Source organism: Candidatus Nitrosocosmicus agrestis, from assembly GCF_008389435.1.
Taxonomy (GTDB): Archaea; Thermoproteota; Nitrososphaeria; order Nitrososphaerales; family Nitrososphaeraceae; genus Nitrosocosmicus; species Nitrosocosmicus agrestis.
The window spans coordinates 1-18,769 of sequence record NZ_VUYS01000004.1 but is presented as its reverse complement, the minus strand read 5'-3'; the positions used below and the strand labels follow the sequence as shown (position 1 = coordinate 18,769).

The following is an 18,769-nucleotide window of genomic DNA, read 5'->3' as shown; positions in this document are numbered from 1 at the left end:
ATCAGAATGATGTTTGTAACTCTGCTTTATAAAATATATTATATTTTTAAATTTATTCAAATATCGTTTTTTAAAATAATTCTATATCTTGCTTTGCCAGTCTCAAGATAATTTAATGCTTCATTTACCTCAGATAATTTGAATTCTTCTACAAGTGGTTTGATTTTATTGCGCTGACAAAACCTAAGCATCTTTTTTATTACTCCTGGCCCTCCAGTAGGAGAACCCATGATTGATCTCTCATGAGAAATTAGTGGAAACACGGTTGCACTTATTTTGTTTACTGCACCAACTATATGCAATTTACCACCAGGATTAAGTGCATTAACATACAAATCCCAATTCAGGTCAACATTGGTAGTTACTAGTATTAAATCTAATTTGCTTGAAATATTCTCAAGATCATTTACATTCTTTGAATTTAAAAAATGATGAGCACCTAATTTTCTGGCTTCGGGCTCCTTTTTTGGATTTGTAGAAAAGGCTGTGACTTCGCATCCCCATGCCTTAAGGAACAATAATGCAATATGTCCCAATCCGCCAATTCCTATTACTCCTACGTGATGGGTTGAGTTAATGTTGTTCTGTACTAATGGATTAAATACTGTTATCCCTCCGCAAAAAAGTGGACCTGCACTTTTGATGTCTAGCTTTTCAGGAATTGGAAATGCCCAAAGTGCTTGACATCGAACTTTATTTGCAAATCCACCATGTCTTGCAACTATTACGTCTTCTCCGTTAGGACAGCGATTGTGATAACCATTTAAGCATTGATCGCACGTTTGACAGGATCTCGATCGCCAGCCTACTCCTACTCGCTGACCAATTTTTAGATGGGTTACCATTGAACCAATATTTGATACTTTGCCTATGATTTCATGACCAGGAACAAACGGGTATATTGTCTGACCCCAGTCGTTTCTCCACATATGCACATCGCTATAACAGATACCGCAATACTCTACATCAATATCTACTTCATCCGGTTTAAGTTGTCCTAACTCATAATTGAAAGCCTTTAACTTTGATCCTGGCTTATTGGCTGCAAAGGCATTGACTGACACGACTATTCTTCAACTACAATGGATAAATAGTTAACCGTTTAACATTCTAGTTGGGTTTTTTCTTTACTGTCTGATAATCTTTTAACAAATGGTATCTGAAATACTAGACCTAAATCATACAATAGTGATTCTTGACTGGAGATCTATAATATCATGATTTCTTATGTAATTTGCAATGTATTTACGAAATTTAAAATGGATCATTTCTAGACTATTGTTATGTCCAATCTTGATGATGGGGATGCAAAAACAAGAACAGTTGGAATTTTGGTATTCGATAACGTCGAAGTAATGGATGTAATGGGACCATTTGAAGTCTTTTCGGTTACGAGATTAGATGAAACGAATAGGGACTTTACTGAATCGCCATTTAAAGTTCTATTGTTATCAAATGATATGAAACCTATCAAGGCTATAGGTGGACTAAAGTTGCAACCTGATTATATATTTGAGAATAGTCCATCTCTAGATCTATTTATTGTCCCTGGAGGAAGGGGAACTCGCACTGAAGTGAATAACGATAAACTGATCCAAAAAATATTAAATATCTCGCAGAAATCCTCTATTACAGCTACAATTTGTACTGGTTCAAGTTTATTGGGAAAAACTGGTTTGCTGGATGGGCAATTCGCTACTACTCACTGGAGGGCATATGGTTTTCTTGAGAAGTCCGCACCAAAAGCAAAGATTGAAAAAAAAGTCCTATTCACAATAAACCAAAAGATCTTTACTTCCGCCGGCGTGACTTCTGGTATATCACTTGCTCTATATCTTGTAAGTTATTTCTATGGATTAGAAGTTGGTAAAGCGACAGCAAAATTCATGGAATTTCCTTATCCTGATCATAATATCAATTTGAATATATAAGACAACACTCCAAGTTTATCATTATTTGTTTTTCTATCGGGGATAGTTATCTGATTTAGACAAAAATTAAAGATAAATACCAAAAGTGAGCATATATAATACAAACATGGATAGCTATTGGAAAAAAAGAGATTCTGGTATTACTATTAGGATCATTATTTGCTTAGGGATATTGTCCCTTTTATATATTGTATTTATTACTGTATTAGCCTATCTTGGGTTGGGGTTTTTTCCAATAATGATTATTTCAGCGATATTCATTCTCAGTCAATGGTTCTTTTCTGATAGGCTTGTAATGTGGAGCACAGGAGCTAAACTCGTAACCAAAGAACAATTTGGGAAATTGCACTCAATAGTTGAAAAAGTTGCCTTTGCCAATAACTTGCCAAAACCGAAAATTGCGATAGTAAATAGTCAAATTCCAAATGCATTTGCCACGGGGAAAAGTCATCGTAATTCTGTTGTAGCAGTAACATCAGGTTTGCTAGATATTCTTGACGACGACGAACTGGAGGGAGTTTTAGCGCATGAGATAACTCACATTAAAAATAGGGATGTTTTAGTAATAACCCTCGCAAGCCTCTTTTCTACCCTGGCATGGCAAATAATGCAATTTAGTTTCTTTGGTGGCTTGTATGGTGCTGGAAGAGATCGTAATAATGGAGGAGCAATCATCATTGTTGTAGTAGTTGCCTTCATAACATGGATAGCAAGTTTTCTTATCATCAGAGCAATATCGAGATATCGAGAATACTCTGCAGATAGAGGTGCAGCTCAAACAACACAAAAACCAGCTAGCTTGGCAAATGCATTGTTAAAAATAACAGGTAGGATGGATATGGTACCACAAAAAGTTATCAAACGAGTTGAAGGTTATAATGCTTTTTTTATTATACCAGCAATAAGCCGAGGTAGTCTTACTAGCTTATTTTCAACTCATCCACCCGTTGAAAGCCGTATACAAAAGTTAATGGATATGGAAAAATCTATGCATGGAATCTAATCTGATAAAATTCTTGATTTATCAATCGTAGTTTTTATTATTTATAAATGGTTGAAAATCTTCATGGTTACTATGTAAGAAAACTTAATTATGATCAAGTTACTTAATGACTTGAATGTTTGATGTAAAGGATCGAATAGCTCGGTTAAGACTTAACCGAAGCTCGCTGCTTAAAGAAAAATATGTTTCAAATTCACCACAGGAGCAAGCTAGTCTTTTCTTTTCAGAAATATGTGGTATGGATGGCATGAAAGAAAATCTATTTCGTGCCTTGACCTCTGAATTACAAGTAAATATACTACTGTTGGGTCCGCCCGCAACTTCCAAAACTCTTTTTATGTCAACCATTTTAAAGAAATGTAATAATGTTTTCTATTTCGATGCAGCAAATACAACTAGTGCGGGATTAATTGAGGATCTATATCATGACCGAAGCGCAAAATTGGTCATTATTGATGAGATTGATAAATTAAAAAGAAATGATTTGAACTCTTTGCTTGGATTGTTAAATGACGGTAGGATAGTAAAAGTTTTGAAAAACACTCGATATGATTTTACCCTTGAAAATGTTAAAGTATTTGCTACCTCAAACAGTTTATCTAGTTTGTCTAAACCTTTGAGATCGAGATTTCAGGAGTATCATTTGCGCGAATATTCTGATACTGAATTCCTCGAGGTAGTATGTTTTTGCCTACAAAACAAACTTCCTGCCGAGATTAATGAAATGATTGGCATGATATTATTGGAATTTGGAGTCAAAGACGTTCGAACGGCGATAGGGCTGGCAAATCTGATAAAGAATAATGATAGTCGGGAAGATGTCGTTAGAGTAGTTGAAAACTGGATTAACCATAAGATGGAAGGAAATCCTGACTTTAATTAAATATAATTATAAATAAGACAAATTCACTTCTGTAATATCTAGAAATTTTATCTTCGGAATTGTATTGTGTTAATTTGCAGTCAATATGTTGCAGTAAAGTTCAATGTAGGCATGAGTGAAGAATTTATTTCTTCATTTTTTCTATTCTAGATATCCATTTTTCCGAATCGACTAGCCACGTTCTTGTACATCTCTAATTCTTGACTTGACAATGGTCGAATCTTTTTCATTGCATCTTCAAAATTCTTCATGGTAATTTTTAAATCTGAAGTATTCTTTTCAGCTTCTTTAGAATCTGGATACTTTGCAATATGTTCTCTCAAAGAGAGCATTACTGCGGCAGATGCCAGTGAGGCAATGTCGGCTCCAGTATAGCCTTCTGTCTTGTCTGCTAGTTCTTCTAAATTTACATTTTCTGCCAACGGTTTTCTTTTGGTATGAATTTTGATAATTTGTAACCTGGATTCTCTGTCTGGTGGTGGTACGTAAAGTATTCTATCAAATCTTCCTGGCCTTAACAAGGCGGGATCAATTATATCTGGACGATTTGTTGCTGCTATTACTACTACATTTGTGAGTATTTCCAAACCATCCATCTCAGTCAGAAATTGACTAATTACCCTTTCTGTTACATGTGAATCACCATGATTCCCACCTCTCGTTGGAGCTATTGCATCTAGTTCATCAAAGAAAATTATACAGGGTGCGGCAGTCCTAGCTTTTCTAAAAACCTCTCTAACTCCTTTTTCTGATTCTCCGACCCATTTACTAAGCAATTCTGGTCCTTTTATGCTGATGAAATTTGCTTCGCTTTCATTTGCAGCCGCTTTTGCCATTAGTGTCTTGCCTGTTCCAGGGGGTCCATACAATAAGATGCCTTTTGGTGGCGTTGCGTCTGCATAGGTAAATACTCCTAAATACTTTAGCGGCCATTCTACTGCTTCTTGGAGCTCCTGTTTAATGGAGGACAATCCACCAATGTCTTGCCATTTAATGTCCGGAACTTCTACAAAGACCTCTCTCATTGCAGAGGGTTCAGTTTCCTTTATTACATCCATAAAGTCCTGCATTGTTACTATGATCTTTCTGAGAGTATCTAGCGGTATACTCTCGCTCGACAAATTTATATCTGGCAATACTCTTCGAAGTGCTCGCATAGCTGCTTCCTTGGCTAAGGCTTGTAAATCTGCCCCAACAAAACCGTGAGAAATATCTGCTAACTTTTCTAAATTCACATCCTTATCTAATGGCATTCCTCTCGTGTGAATTTGTAGGACCTCTAGCCTGCCATCTCTATTGGGGACTCCTATTTCAATTTCTCTATCAAATCTGCCAGGTCTTCTTAATGCTGGATCAATGGCATTTATCCTATTTGTGGCAGCGATGACTACCACTTTTCCTCTTGAAGTCATACCGTCCATCAGTGATAATAACTGTGCTACTATTCTTCTTTCAACCTCTCCTGTTACTTCTTCTCTTTTAGGAGCTATCGAGTCAATTTCGTCAATAAAAATTATGGAAGGGGCATTCTTTTCAGCTTCTTGAAAAACATTCCTTAGCCTTTCTTCAGACTCTCCATGATATTTACTCATTATTTCTGGACCCCCAATAGTGAAGAAGTTGGAATTGGTTTCATTAGCCACTGCCTTTGCCAATAATGTTTTACCAGTCCCCGGAGGACCATGCAATAATACTCCCTTCGGTGCTTCAACGCCTAGTCTTTTGAAGAGCTCAGGGTGTCTGAGAGGGAGTTCTATCATTTCCCTGACTCTTGCCACTGCATCGCCTAGTCCCCCAATATCTTCATATGTAATTGATGCTGCTGCCGCCCCTTGCTGTGAAATCTGAACAGCTTTAGAGGTTTCTTCTGAAACCACTATTTTTGTATTATCATTAATTATCACAGGTCCTGATGGATGAGTGGATATTACTACCAGATCTATCCTCCTACCCATTACACTTATTGGTATGGTGTCTCCCTTTGTCATCAAAGTTCCATTTAGATGCTCCGCTAGAAACTCTTCAGCACCCATAATTCTTAGGGGTTCGGTTGGAGCTAAAGTAATGTCATTGGCAATTTTTGATTCAACCACCTTTATTTCTATCAAATCGTTTATTCCAACGTCTAAACGGTTACGAATGAGGCCATCAATACGAATTAAACCTTTGCCTCTGTCAGTTTCCTTGGCTGGCCAGCTTAAAACTGTAGTTTTTCTATCTAGAGATGACAATTCCAATGCATCTCCACTAATGATATTGAGTGATTCTACAACATCTGGATCAACTCTTGCTATTTTCCTACCGACATCTCTTTGCTCTGCTTCGGCAACCTTTAAAGTTAAAACATTAGAAGTTAAATTATTCTCGTCAGATTTTGACGTCATGGATCACTATCTATTAAACAGGAGATTTAAACATTCCAAGTAAAATTTTTATATTTTACCTGAGATCGCTTATTTATATGTAGTTGTTTAGATACTCCTATTGAGTAGAATCTCTTAATGTTGGTAACTGTGGGTTTTTCTTTGTACTCTCGGCTTGAGATGTTGATTCGAATAAACTAGGGTAAAAATAAAATATATATAACATACTATTGAGCCATATCTCCAAGACAAAGTTGAATATTATCAAAAGAGTCATAAAAACAAAGGTATTTAACAATGAAACAAAAATCATGATTTGTCTAGTGTGATTGATATCTACTTGACCAATTAATTTTTGGATATTCAAAAGCTTAATTATTAAATGATTTGAGTTAGTCAAACTTTAAGGAGTTATCTTTAGATATCATGCACTGTTAGAAGCATAGTATCCCATAAATTAGCCACCAGCCATTATTACAACCATGATTATATCTTTTGACAATGCAATATTTGATACTGGTGTGTTATTATGCAAAAAATTATGATAATGGCGATGGAGCCATTGAAATCTCAACTTGAAGAAAAACTACGCTTTCAATTTGATGTGGAATCAATCGACATTCCCAACAATGGAATTTGTGAAATAAGGGCAAATCAAAAGAGAGATTGGATTACAATTTGTAGGTTCTCATCGAGTGAAAACCTGAGAAATATATTGACCATGTTTGAAGTTAATTATGAGTTAAAAATTCGAAATTCTAGATCCTAATAAGATAGTTATAGGCTAACATCTCTAATTTTCAAAGGTTTACACCAAAAAGAAAAAATTATTATCTTTATTGATAAAAAAAACTTTTTTGATCTGGTATTTTATCTACACTCTGTGTCTTGATTCTATCTATAATGTTTTTCCATAATTTGACCTGTTAAATTTTAACTGTTACGTATCGACTATTCTTATAATTTTACAATCTTTGCAATAGTATTCATTTTTACTAATTTTTTCCATCTTTCTTTTGCACCTTTCACAATTTGATAATTGTTCTTTGACTAATTGATTTCGAACCCTTTTTATAATAAAAGGCAGAATTATTCCAAGCACTATAAACGATACAAAACGAGAAATCAATCCATTTTTACCTCTGTTTGGATTTTGGCTACCTGACATTCTACATTTAACAATATAATAGTAGATTCATGTGCAATAAAGTTTTATTTCAAAGCCCATGAATATTTTAGTATTTATTCTCATATTGCCAATAAAATATTAATTCAATTATATTGATATTGATAAAATAGTTTTTAGATCTGCTTTGATCCTTAATTGACAATAATGGAGTCTGTATTGGATATTTCTGTATTATACCTTGACATATCTACATTCTATGCTTGAACCCCCTATGTATTGCATATGTATAAATACAATATGATTAGACTTGAATATATCGAATCTCTGTTTGACGAGCGATGATTATTATGGGATTTTAGATATACCTATAAGTGCAAATCAGAAGGAAATTAAAATAGCTTACAGACGATTAGCACGAAAATATCATCCGGACCGAAATTCAGCAGTTTCAGACGATGTTATGAAAAATATCAATATTGCATTCGAAACTTTGTCTGATATCCAAAAGAGGCAAGAATATGATGAAAAAATAAAGAGGTCAAAATCACCTACTATCGGAATGTCACAAGAAGATACATTTTCATATCAAAATCAAAACCAAAAGATGCGGAACTCAGACACTGAGGTAATTGATTATGAGTATCAGGATTCCAAAAAAGATGATTATGATTCAGGAACAGGCAACAAGCCAACAATTAATCCATCGGAAACTGTTGATTTGCAAAATGAATTTATTCCTGTAATACAAAGTCGCTATCAAATAATAGTCGAACCTTCTTTATGTTTAGCTTTTGGTAGTTGTGAAGTATTAGCTCCAAAAGTGTTTTTGGTAGAAAAAGACCGACAGTTTAATCCTAAAGCTGTGGTTATTTCCGAAACGGCAGAAGACTTTGAAACCATTTTAGACGCCGCAAAAACCTGTCCCACAAAAGCAATTATCATTATTGATAGATACACAGGAAACCATGTTTTTCCATAAAATATATTGAATAGTAAAAACTTTCGGAATTGATTCAATATTGATTTCTAAATTTAAATTATGTTTCAAATGATGCTTATTATTATACAATTTCTTTAATAAATTTCAGACCGTTCTTGTATTTCATTACTATCATTTATAAGATATCAAAGCGTAACGGATCTAAATGGGTATCAATTCTGATTTATCATTAATTGTTTCAATACATATGAATGAAAAAGGTAAAAAATGTCAATAGCATTCACAAAATTATTATCCTTTGAGATATACATCTAGTAGGGAGACTAACCTTTGGCAAATATTTCAAGAAATGAACAAGATGATTTTCCAGATTCCTCAAAAACAGACTTTATGCAGATTAGATATACCGATTTATTGGGGAAATTTCTTGCAAGATACATACAAATAGATGTTGATCATATACATGATATTTTTAGAAAGGGAGTTGCCTTGGATGGATCATCAGTGAGAGGTTTTGCAACCATTGATGAATCAGATATGGTATTATTCCCAGACAGAAAAACATTAAGAACTATTCCTTTGTCTGATTACACCATTTTATCCGTTATTGCTGATGTATATAACGGATTTTCAAGGGGAAGATCCCTACGCGATCCTCGAAATGTTTCACAATCTTTAGAAAATCATCTTGCTGTCAATCAACTATCATGCCAGGTCGGAGCAGAAGTAGAATGTTTTATTTTTGATGAAATTTTATTTAATACTAATGATGGCGATACTTCGAGCAATAAGCCATCATCTTCCACAAATAAATTCAAGGATGTATCAATTATTTCTGCCGAGCAATATGGAGTTGGTAAATACCCTATCAGAAAAAAATCAGGATATGACGTGCCAATGTTTCAGGATTCGCTCACTGAATTTAGGTTTGAAGTTTCTAATTTTTTAAAAAAATATTATGATATATCTGTAACCAATATGAATCACGAAGTTGCCAGCAGTGGACAAATTGAAATTAATTTTATGCATGATTATTTAACAAAATCTGCTGATAATGTGCAGATTTATAAGGATGTTGTACGAAATATAGCAAAAAAATATAATAAAATTGCAAATTTCATGCCTAAACCGATTTTCGATTCATATAATCCTGAAAATAGTGACAATGGATCTGGGATGCACGTAAGTCTAAGCATTTGGTCAAAGTCCTCACACAAGAATGAAAATCTGTTTTATGACGAAGAAGATTCCTACGCCGAATTGAGCCAAAAAGGACGTTACTTTATAGGAGGGATATTGAGTCATGCGACATCTTTATCTGCTATAGTAACACCTACCATTAATTCCTACAAAAGAATAGTGCCTGGATTCGAAGCACCTGTATATGTCGCATGGGCAAGAGGAAACAGATCCGCTGTCGTAAGGGTGCCTATAAATGAAAAACGTAGCGCTAATTCTAAAAGAATTGAATACAGAGCTCCCGATCCTTCTGCTAATCCATATTTGGCTTTCTCAGCAATATTAGCTGCTGGTCTTGATGGAATAAACAATAAAATAGATCCAGGCGATCCAATAAATGAGAATATTTATAAAATGCCTGAAGACAAACGCAATGAGTTGGGGATCAAAGTTCTCCCTGGAAGCCTCGAAGAAAGTTTGTCGGCACTTAAAACCGATTCAAACTTCTTGAAAATATGTTTCCATCAAGACTTGATCGATGCTTACTACGATCTCAAAAATAGGGAAATCCTAGAAATAGGTAGAGATCAGTCCTTAACAAATCAATTTATGTTTTATTATGATGTATAGGACTGACTTTACAATTATTATTGTAATTTTTTTCTGCGTTCTTTTGTTAATGGAATTAGTCCGTCTACGTTATTTGGATTCATATAGATTTCGCCACCCGTGGCCTCCTTAACTCCTACTATCGGCTCTTCGCATTCGGGACAAAGTTGGAAGTACAGAAAAATACTACTATTCCTTCTATTTCTACCAACCAATGCATTATTCATCTTGGGGTGAAATTTTGTCAAACATGTAGGACACTCCATTTGTCAATTAAAATTTGTTACATATATGAAGTTTAAGACCCCTTCGCGAGACTCTTTATCTTGATTATCTGATGGTTATGATAATTCATTTGCTTTATTTCGGTCCATAAGTAATACTTTTATAACTATTAAGATCGCATTCCAAATAAATTGCGGATTAATTGAGCTTTCTGTATCGTAGTTTGAATTTATTTAATACCTTTGCTTTATTCAAATGTTATGGGTCTTTATTACAGGACGAATTTAGAAAGACATTTGCTGTTTGGTTTACTTATATTGGAGTATCTAATCAGATATTGTTAATAACATAATATACTCTTGATGGCTTGATTGATTGATGTCCCCAAAGTCTCTGGTATTTTCATTACCTGTTTTCTCAATCATATTTGCCCGTATACTATATGCAATAAACTGGTTCAACATTTCATCAATATTTTATTTGATTCTCGTAGATTTTAGACAAGATGTATCTATGTTAGGATTGATAACCTCTAGTTTTCTTATTGGAATAGGTTTATTTCAAATCCCGGCTGGCATCCTCTCTGCAAAATATGATCCCAAGCTAATAATAGTTGGAGGTACTTTATTACTGTCCACCGCATCGCTTCTAACTGGATTTGTTTCTGAAATTTATCAGATGGTAATTCTTCGATTCTTAGTTGGCGTAGGAATGGCCTTTTTCTTTGGCCCTAGTGTAATCATAATCTCAAATTATCTAGGTAAGGGATCTGAAGGTCTTGGAGTTGGAATGTTGAATTCCGCTCATTCTTTGGGTGGAATTATTGGTGTGTTTGGATGGATAATATTGGCCGATTTGTTGGGATGGCGAACAGGTCTTGTCTTTGGTGGAATATTGGGTCTTTTTAGTGGCGTATTACTATCCTATTACTTATTTAAGCGACAATATTTGAATGATACTAATATGGGTAAAAAATTCCTGTCAAGTATGAGGAGAATTACAGAATTATTCAATGGTTCTATACATTATAAGTTTAATCACCGTATTTCAGTCCCAAATTCTCAGATTAGTTTAAAAAATTTGAAGAAAATTATGACAAACAAATCTATTTTGCTGGTGGCTTTATCTCTTTTAGGAGTACAAATTGGTTGGATGTTGGTTTCGACATTCATAATTGTTTATTTAAAAATTGATTTAGGTTTAACATCCGCGTTAGCAGGTTTAATAGGAATGACAACATTAATTGTCAATGTACTGTTTGCTCCTGTGTTTGGTAAAATATATGATCATTTTGTTAGAAAAAAATGTGTCAAACTTGATGTCATATCATTAGTTTCATGTGGCCTAATTATTGCAGTTTGTATATCACTGTTCTCATTGGCCCCATTACATTTATTGATACCATTAATTGTTATTATTGGAATATTTGCGTCAGGCGGTTTTGTCATCCCATATACTTTGGCAAGAAGAATAGTGGTCGAAAATATGGGGATGCCATATTATGATGTATTGGCCATAAGCTACGTTAATGGCATATCCCTTTTGGGTGCTTTTTGGGCACCTATCCTGTTTTCCTTCATGGTAAAAGGTTTTGGTTATTCTATTGCATGGTTAACAGGGGGATTATTGATTGCTGTTTTTATCATCCCTATTATCAGACTAAGACTATAGGTTATTTGCTGTTGGTTTATGATGTATGATACTATGGGAGAGAGGGGTAGTCAAACATTATTCAATACATCATCGGTGTAGGAAGATTAAGATAACTTTACAAATCTTTGAGATTTTTGCTAGTATATAAGATTATATTGATATTTTTGTTCCCTACTTTTATTTCCATTTAAAATACAGAAATTTGCTTTGATATTTTGTCAAATCTGCAGATATGTGACATTTTACGTATCAAAACCAATAACATGAGCAATATTTTATTGAGTTTTGTCAAAATAATCTTGGATTCTTCTTTGATTTTTGACAAATCTTAATAAATTACTATTACTAATCCATTCTTTCTTTGAAACACTCATTGTGCTACAAGCATAAATCAGGGCTTTCTCTAAGGAGTCAAAAACTCTTGGTCCTTTTCTCATTGCTTTTCTAATTCCCTCTCTTATTTGCCATACGCCTACAGGCAGTAAATATTGTGGTTGAATTTCTCTAAATACCATAATGCCTGCTGATTTCCTATTCTGAACTAGATATTCTGAAACAGCAACTCTTGCTGCAAAAAATGAGCCACCCATTTTTGGATAATTTCTCAATCTACCTGCAACTTCTATATCTGTTTCAATTTCCACATTTCCGGTATTATCTATCCATGCTTCATGCATTTCAAAACACCATGTTTTATCAGGAATTAATATAATTGAATAAGTGTTATCCAAATGGCTATAATTGTACACTTGGTAAAAATTCACAGAATCAAAATTCTTTATTTTTTTAATTAATTCGGAGGAAAGGATTTGATCTATAGCTGTAATACTCCATTTTGTAGGAACTATTCTTCTATTTTTTTGAATTCCTATCATTCCTATACTTAGAGCTTTGCTTAACTTGCTTATTTCAATGCCTTCATTATACAACTTGGTAACGGCTTCTATTGCTTTCAGATCCTTATCATAATACGCTTTTTCTATCTTCTTATCAACAATCAACCCACTAGGTAATTTTAGGTCGTTTATCTTTGAGGCCAAACCATAATGTATCGAATCTGAATCTGTAACCCCATTCTTTTTTATTTCATCAAAATTGAAAATTGGTTCCTTCGCAAAGTTTACTTCAATATTTGTAGACTTTATTGCCATGGTTAATTCTTGAAGTGTTTCAATTAACTTGTCATTATTTGATGCAATATTTACCGTGGTCGGATTTGTCCCTCGTATTAAAGATAATCTGTATTTTATAATATCTTCTAATGATTGGCCTGCCCATTCTTCAGGATGGTCGAATAATGCAGTATCTTCATTAAATGTGGAAACTAGCGGTCCAATACTTACCTTTGGATATGAATAACTGCCAATAAATATCGATGGTGGAGAACTAACTATCATTTTTTCTGATATTTTTTCCCTCATGGTTTTTTGTAACTGAATCCAATTCTTCATAATTGCTTCCTTTATTTCAGATGTTCTACGTGATTGCATGCATGACTAAATAGATAACAAATTACAATATTTGAAGATACGGAAATGAAATTTTAATTTTAATTTTAATATCTCAACTCTGTCTCAATATCTATAGATGTTTTTTTGCTCAGTCTATTATTTTAGACTACTCAAAAGTTCGGGTATCGGTTGGGTGTTTAGAATATCTTTTTTATTTGCCCATCCCCTTCTGGCCTGAGAAATTCCTAGATTTAGGAATGCATAGTGCATAGGATGGTGAGCATCTGAGTCTATGACTAGATTAACACCATTGTTGATAGATGTCCTGATCAATTCATCTCTAATATCCAGCCTATTATAATGAGCATCAATTTCAATTACCGTTTTTGTATCTAAACAAGCAGATAACACCTTAGAGATGTTAATCTGATACCCTTCTCTCTTATTTATTATTCTGCCTGTAGGATGAAATAAAATATCGACACTCGGATTTTGTGCAACTTTTATCAATCTTTCAGTTTGGATCTCTTCTGGTAGTGAAAAATTTGAGTGGATTGCAGCACCAACTAAATCTAGCTTGTCTAAAACATTGTTACTAATATCGAGTGTTCCATCTTTTAGAATATTGACTTCTGCTCCTGATAAAATCCTAAATTTTTTGTCAGTCTTTTTGTCATCTTTTTTTCTGCTCCTATAATTATTCCCATAATGATAAAACTGATTCTTAACAACAGATGTGTCCATATCTTCAAAGAATTGACTACTTTTTATCCGATCATTTATTTCATGTATTTTTATCTGCTGATCTAAAATCTCTTTCTCATCAAGGCCACCAGCAATTTTTAAACTTTGTGTGTGATCAGTAATTGCAATATAATCTAGATCAAACAACATTCTCGCATAATACGCCATATCTTCTATCGATAATTTACCATCAGTATAGTTTGAGTGAACTTGAAGGTCACCTCTCACGTCATTATAGTCTACTAATAAAGCCATCTTATGTTGCCATGAATTGGATCCTTTTTTAGCTAGCTCTATTTCACCATTGTCTTCTCGCATTTCCGGAGGTATCCACTCCAAACCTAACAAATCGTATACATCCGATTCTGACTCACCTGCTATCTTTTGATCTGTATTGTTTTCATACAAACCCCATTCATTTAATCTGTATCCTTTTACTTGAGCTAGTTTTCGTAGGTGTATTCCATGTCTCTTACTACCAGTAAAATACAACAATGCTGTGCCAAAGCTCTCTGAAGGAACTACTAATAGATCTGCATCCATATTATTATTGAGTTTTACAAATGCCTTTGTAACTCCTTTACTTAGAATCTCTTTTACATTTGGCATAGTTACAAATTTTTCTATTACCTTTTTTGGATCATTTGAAACAACTACAAAATCCAGATCTCCTACCGTTTCTTTCATTCTTCTGAATGAACCTACAGCTGCTGCCTTTGAAACTTCCTCATTATTCACTAGAAATTCTTCTATTTTAAGAGCCAGGGGATAGATATCTCCTAATAAGAACCTCTTTTTGCCGATGCGATGCATTTCAATTTTTTTTAAGATATCTGTCTCCTTGTTTGCAGAGAATCCTGGAAGTATTCGTAACTCTCTATTTCTTGCCAGTTCTTCTAATTCATCAAGGGTTTTGATATTTATTTTGCTGAAAATTCGCCGTAAGGTCTTTGGGCCAATGCCTTCAAGGTCTAAAAAATCATCAATTTGAATAGGGTATCTTAACTTAAGTTTCTCATAATAATCGACAGTACCTGTGTTCAAGAATTCTGAAATCTTTGTTGCAATTGCTTTGCCAATGGATGGAATTTGCAAAAGACCGTCAATGCCTTTTTCTTCATACAGCTGTTTGATATTGATTGGCAAGTTTTGAATTTGATCAGATGCCTTGATGTAGGCTCTACTTTTAAAGTTCAATCTGGTGTTCTCTGCTTCTGAATTCTCAGAGTCTAGTTCTATTAAGAATGCAATTCTTCGAAGCATCGTTGCAATTTCTGCATTTGACATAGTTACATTGTTAATTATTCTATGAACTTCTTTAAAATTACGTATCTTGATTATCTCAATACTTTTGCGTATCGCTAATAGCGGCCCTGGAGTCTGTACAAAGATTTGTCAACGGTTTTACATTTTTTATAATTTGTATAAAACCACATGGCATTCCTGCTCATATGCGTAAGGTAGGGACAAGATAAAAGGTGAGAGGATAATAGTTTCTGAACAGGGGAGTCCTATGATAATAGTCTTTGAAGAATCACAATAGATTTTATTACTATACTTTTGCAAATACAACCAAGTTCATAGAGGAAGTCTGATCTCGACTAAATTTTCGCTATTTAGTCAATTTTAATCTCTCGACCCTTTGATTTCGTCGATCTTTTTTTTTATCAAAAGTTATTTCTAAAATACCATTATTGTATGTCGATCTTGCTGAGTCTATCTCTGCATCTGAGGGAATTTCGAGGGTTCTTTTGTACTTTCTTTGTCCATGCATGGTAGAAATCTCTAAATTGTTACCATACAAGTCCAATCTAATATCTTCTTTTTTGACACCTGGAATCTCTAAAATCACTTTTATCTCTTTGTTAGTTGTATTAATATCCGCTAGAGGTTCCCTTTCACCTCTTATTCTTGGTGCTGCTCCTAGGTCTAATTGATCTCTCGACCCATTCAGTTGAGTTGGTCTACTTCTTTTGATGTGTCCAAATTCTCTAATACGTGGATATCCATCAGGACCTATTGTCATAGAGTATCCATAAACTATCGGGCCAACTTCTCTGACTTTACTTCCATCTTCTGTTTCATATTCTCTTACTAGTTCTTTTGGAGGGTTATAGCCTACATCATTAAATTGATTGTATATTTTTTCCATTTCTTCTTGCATTTGATTAAATTCTTTGAATAAATCAGTGTTAAAATTCATAAAATTTTTCCTATCTTTGAAACTCCTTTCAAAGAAGTCTCTATACCAGTCATATGGGTTGACTTCCTTATCGCTCATGGTAGACATTGAGTATGATTGCTAATATATTAAAATTTTATAATATCACCAAAATTATTTCTAAACAAAATACAAGTCATATTAATTTCATTTTTATTCCAAATAATGCATATTTACGTTACTAGTTATTCTTAGTAATGTTACAGTGTAAATGTTCATTGAATGTCATAGTATGGACCAAATAATCAGGAATTTTTTAGTTTAGATGATGATAGAGTTATATTTTATACGTTTAGAATGAACATTCAGTTGAAAGAAGAAGAATGTTGGGCATTACTAAGACCCGTTTGTCGAGAACTGGACGATTTGGTGAAAGAGGGACATTTGAAATTTGTTTCTGGCCAACACTGTGAAAAAGACGGAATCTATACACTTAATTTAGAAGGTGATCATTTGCACTTCGCCTCTCGTGGGATAAGAGATAGCATAGGTGATGTTATGTATGATATGAATAAGATTAGGATTGGTCTTCGATCTGGCGGTATTCCCATAAACGTATTTGTAAACATGACACATAACGTCTAATTTTCTGATTATCTGATTTCATATATTAGGTCTTTTCAAATATCTAAAAATTAATTGGGGCAAAATTGTCATCATAATTTAAAATTTTATTCAATCATTACTTTTATTCGCTTACCTGCTTTTTAATTATTCGACTCTTTAATAATGTCATACAAGGAAATGATAATAGTGATATTATCCCTGCTGACAAGAAAATTAATGTATAAGCTAGTGATGAAGGAAATGGTTTATCAGCTGGTCCAACCGACATATCTTGAAAAGTTTGCATAAACGTCGAGGCAATTACGGGGCCGATTGAACTTCCTATAAGGACCAAAACAACTGATATGCCTATAGAAACTCCGCTGAATTTGATAGGGGTGTGTTGTAATGTGATGTTAAAAGCTCCTACTTGAGTGAGAGATAGTCCAGCTGAAATCAATACAAGATTAATTGAAATAGCAGCTTGATTCGCATGAAAAATAAATAGACTAAAAAATCCAATTGATGTCAATATACCTCCAACAATGATAGGTTTGAAATTCCCTATTTTGGAAACGATAAAGCCAGATGATGGGGCAAAAATCAAAAATACTACCATGAACGGCAATTGAACCATAGCACTCTGTATAGCATCACCACCGAATCCATCCGGTGCAGGACTGGTTACTAATATTGGAATAGTTTGATAAACCATGAACATTGTGATCCCAAATATTAATAGAAGGATATTTGATGGAAGTAAAACTTTATCTGTGATTAGACTCAGCGGAATTAATGGCTCTTTTACTCTTTTTTCAGCAAGTATGAAAACAGTTAAGGATATGATGGTCAAGGTAATTAAGGTAATAAATACAAAACTATCCATATTTGATGATTCATTTGTTTGTCCATTCATATTTGCAAAATATGTTAATGTTAATAGGAAAGATGATATTGAAAAGGCTAATGCCAATGCTCCTTTAATGTCTATATGTTGATTGGCAGCTGATTTACCGACTTGATAACTTTTGACTTCGGATTTGAGAGTGTGCTTGTCGTCTGATTTGGGAATATTTGAGTTCTCTTTCATCGTAGTGTCGTCTTTGATCTTTTTTTGTATAATAAACCAGAGTAGTATTGCAATAGGAATGATGGTTAAGAACGTAGCCTGCCATCCAAAGTTCTGGACTATTGTACTTCCTATAGCCATACCAACAACGGCACCTGCAGCAAACATTGAACTAAAAATTCCCACACCGATCGCAATCTTAGATGATGGAAACTGATCCTTGATGATTCCAAACGCGATTGGGAACATTGAAATTCCAATACCTTGAATAACCCTTGCAAATAGTAACATATAGATATTACTTGAAAAACCTCCCAAAGTAATACCAATTATATAAACAACAAAAATTGCCAATACCATTTTTTTTCTGCCGTATATGTCAGAAAGCTTTCCTGCGATAGGTGTCATTACTGCTCCAGCTATTAAATATGCCGTCAGAATCCATGATGAGGTACTGTATGATATATCAAAATCTCTTATTATATCTCCAATTGCCGGTAATAGCATTGTTTCTCCGTACATTGTTATCAGGATAGTGGAGCCCAAGATGGCAAGCATTGTCCAAGTGGATACTTGAATTCTCTCAGACTTTTCTATTTCAGAGCCTTTCATTATTGATTAACCAAACCAGTTTGTTTTTATAAAGTAACTAGATAACTGGTATCTTTATTTCATTTTGTATTTTTTGTCTGTATTCCCTATAATCCTCATCAATTTCCATGGCAGCTTGAAGTATCTTGCTCTTCATTGTGTTAGATGAATTGATAAACATCTTTGTATCCTTTGGTAGACAGTGTCCACCAATTCCATCTCTTGGTTCAAG

At 34.0% G+C, this 18,769-nt stretch carries 15 protein-coding genes and 1 pseudogene; 8 read left to right on the top strand and 8 right to left on the bottom strand.

The window, feature by feature from the left end:
* Positions 1-56: 56 nt before the first annotated feature.
* Positions 57-1,064, bottom strand: a complete 1,008-nt coding sequence (gene ahr / locus F1Z66_RS02850) for an NADPH-dependent aldehyde reductase Ahr (protein WP_149862102.1) — start codon at positions 1,062-1,064, stop codon at positions 57-59.
* A gap of 219 nt (positions 1,065-1,283) precedes the next feature.
* Here ahr and F1Z66_RS02845 point away from each other — a divergent pair, with 219 nt between their 5' ends.
* From F1Z66_RS02845 to F1Z66_RS02835, 3 genes are all read left to right on the top strand, one after another.
* Positions 1,284-1,931: a DJ-1/PfpI family protein gene (locus tag F1Z66_RS02845; RefSeq protein ID WP_149862101.1), complete on the top strand. Its 648-nt coding sequence runs from the start codon at positions 1,284-1,286 to the stop codon at positions 1,929-1,931.
* 106 nt (positions 1,932-2,037) lie between these two features.
* Positions 2,038-2,934, top strand: a complete 897-nt coding sequence (htpX, locus tag F1Z66_RS02840; protein WP_149862100.1) for a zinc metalloprotease HtpX — start codon at positions 2,038-2,040, stop codon at positions 2,932-2,934.
* 115 nt (positions 2,935-3,049) lie between these two features.
* A complete protein-coding gene (locus tag F1Z66_RS02835; protein WP_149862099.1) occupies positions 3,050-3,817 on the top strand; it encodes an AAA family ATPase in 768 nt (255 codons plus the stop codon).
* Positions 3,818-3,963: 146 nt separating this feature from the next.
* On the opposite strand, the gene F1Z66_RS02830 is transcribed toward F1Z66_RS02835, so the two are convergent.
* Complete coding sequence (locus F1Z66_RS02830; RefSeq protein WP_149862098.1) at positions 3,964-6,201, bottom strand: CDC48 family AAA ATPase; 2,238 nt, start codon at positions 6,199-6,201, stop codon at positions 3,964-3,966.
* Positions 6,202-6,709: 508 nt separating this feature from the next.
* Here F1Z66_RS02830 and F1Z66_RS02825 point away from each other — a divergent pair.
* The 3 genes from F1Z66_RS02825 (at position 6,710) to glnA (ending at position 10,058) form a co-directional block, all read left to right on the top strand.
* Positions 6,710-6,949 carry a hypothetical protein gene (locus tag F1Z66_RS02825; RefSeq protein ID WP_149862097.1) on the top strand — a complete coding sequence of 80 codons (240 nt, stop codon included), beginning with the start codon at positions 6,710-6,712 and terminating at the stop codon, positions 6,947-6,949.
* A gap of 688 nt (positions 6,950-7,637) precedes the next feature.
* Complete coding sequence (locus tag F1Z66_RS02820; RefSeq protein ID WP_159357525.1) at positions 7,638-8,288, top strand: ferredoxin; 651 nt, start codon at positions 7,638-7,640, stop codon at positions 8,286-8,288.
* Between the two features lie 291 nt (positions 8,289-8,579).
* Entirely contained in the window at positions 8,580-10,058 is a 1,479-nt protein-coding gene (glnA, locus tag F1Z66_RS02815) for a type I glutamate--ammonia ligase (RefSeq protein ID WP_149862095.1), read from the top strand.
* A gap of 17 nt (positions 10,059-10,075) precedes the next feature.
* On the opposite strand, the gene F1Z66_RS02810 is transcribed toward glnA, so the two are convergent.
* On the bottom strand, positions 10,076-10,285 hold the full coding sequence (locus F1Z66_RS02810; RefSeq protein WP_149862094.1) for a hypothetical protein: 210 nt from the start codon (positions 10,283-10,285) through the stop codon (positions 10,076-10,078).
* A gap of 355 nt (positions 10,286-10,640) precedes the next feature.
* On the opposite strand from F1Z66_RS02810, the gene F1Z66_RS02805 reads away from it, so the two are divergent.
* Positions 10,641-11,933: an MFS transporter gene (locus F1Z66_RS02805; RefSeq protein WP_149862093.1), complete on the top strand. Its 1,293-nt coding sequence runs from the start codon at positions 10,641-10,643 to the stop codon at positions 11,931-11,933.
* 257 nt (positions 11,934-12,190) lie between these two features.
* Here F1Z66_RS02805 and F1Z66_RS02800 read toward each other — a convergent pair whose 3' ends face one another.
* The 3 genes from F1Z66_RS02800 to hsp20 form a co-directional block, all read right to left on the bottom strand.
* Positions 12,191-13,405 (bottom strand): Nre family DNA repair protein, encoded by a 1,215-nt coding sequence (locus F1Z66_RS02800; RefSeq protein ID WP_149862092.1) that lies wholly within the window; start codon positions 13,403-13,405, stop codon positions 12,191-12,193.
* 117 nt (positions 13,406-13,522) lie between these two features.
* A complete protein-coding gene (locus F1Z66_RS02795) occupies positions 13,523-15,397 on the bottom strand; it encodes a helix-hairpin-helix domain-containing protein (protein ID WP_149862091.1) in 1,875 nt (624 codons plus the stop codon).
* 325 nt (positions 15,398-15,722) lie between these two features.
* Positions 15,723-16,391: an archaeal heat shock protein Hsp20 gene (gene hsp20, locus F1Z66_RS02790; protein ID WP_159357524.1), complete on the bottom strand. Its 669-nt coding sequence runs from the start codon at positions 16,389-16,391 to the stop codon at positions 15,723-15,725.
* Positions 16,392-16,640: 249 nt separating this feature from the next.
* Between hsp20 and F1Z66_RS02785 the strand changes: the two genes are divergently transcribed.
* Positions 16,641-16,916, top strand: coding sequence for a hypothetical protein (locus F1Z66_RS02785; protein WP_149862089.1), 276 nt, complete (start codon positions 16,641-16,643; stop codon positions 16,914-16,916).
* A gap of 103 nt (positions 16,917-17,019) precedes the next feature.
* Here the strand turns inward: F1Z66_RS02785 and F1Z66_RS02780 are convergent, their stop codons facing one another.
* The gene (locus tag F1Z66_RS02780; protein ID WP_201448602.1) at positions 17,020-18,558 is read right to left on the bottom strand and encodes an MFS transporter; all 1,539 of its coding nucleotides are present in this window, start codon (positions 18,556-18,558) and stop codon (positions 17,020-17,022) included.
* A 37-nt stretch (positions 18,559-18,595) separates the two neighbouring features.
* Positions 18,596-18,769 (bottom strand): annotated as a pseudogene (locus tag F1Z66_RS16360) (hypothetical protein); the annotation flags it as partial.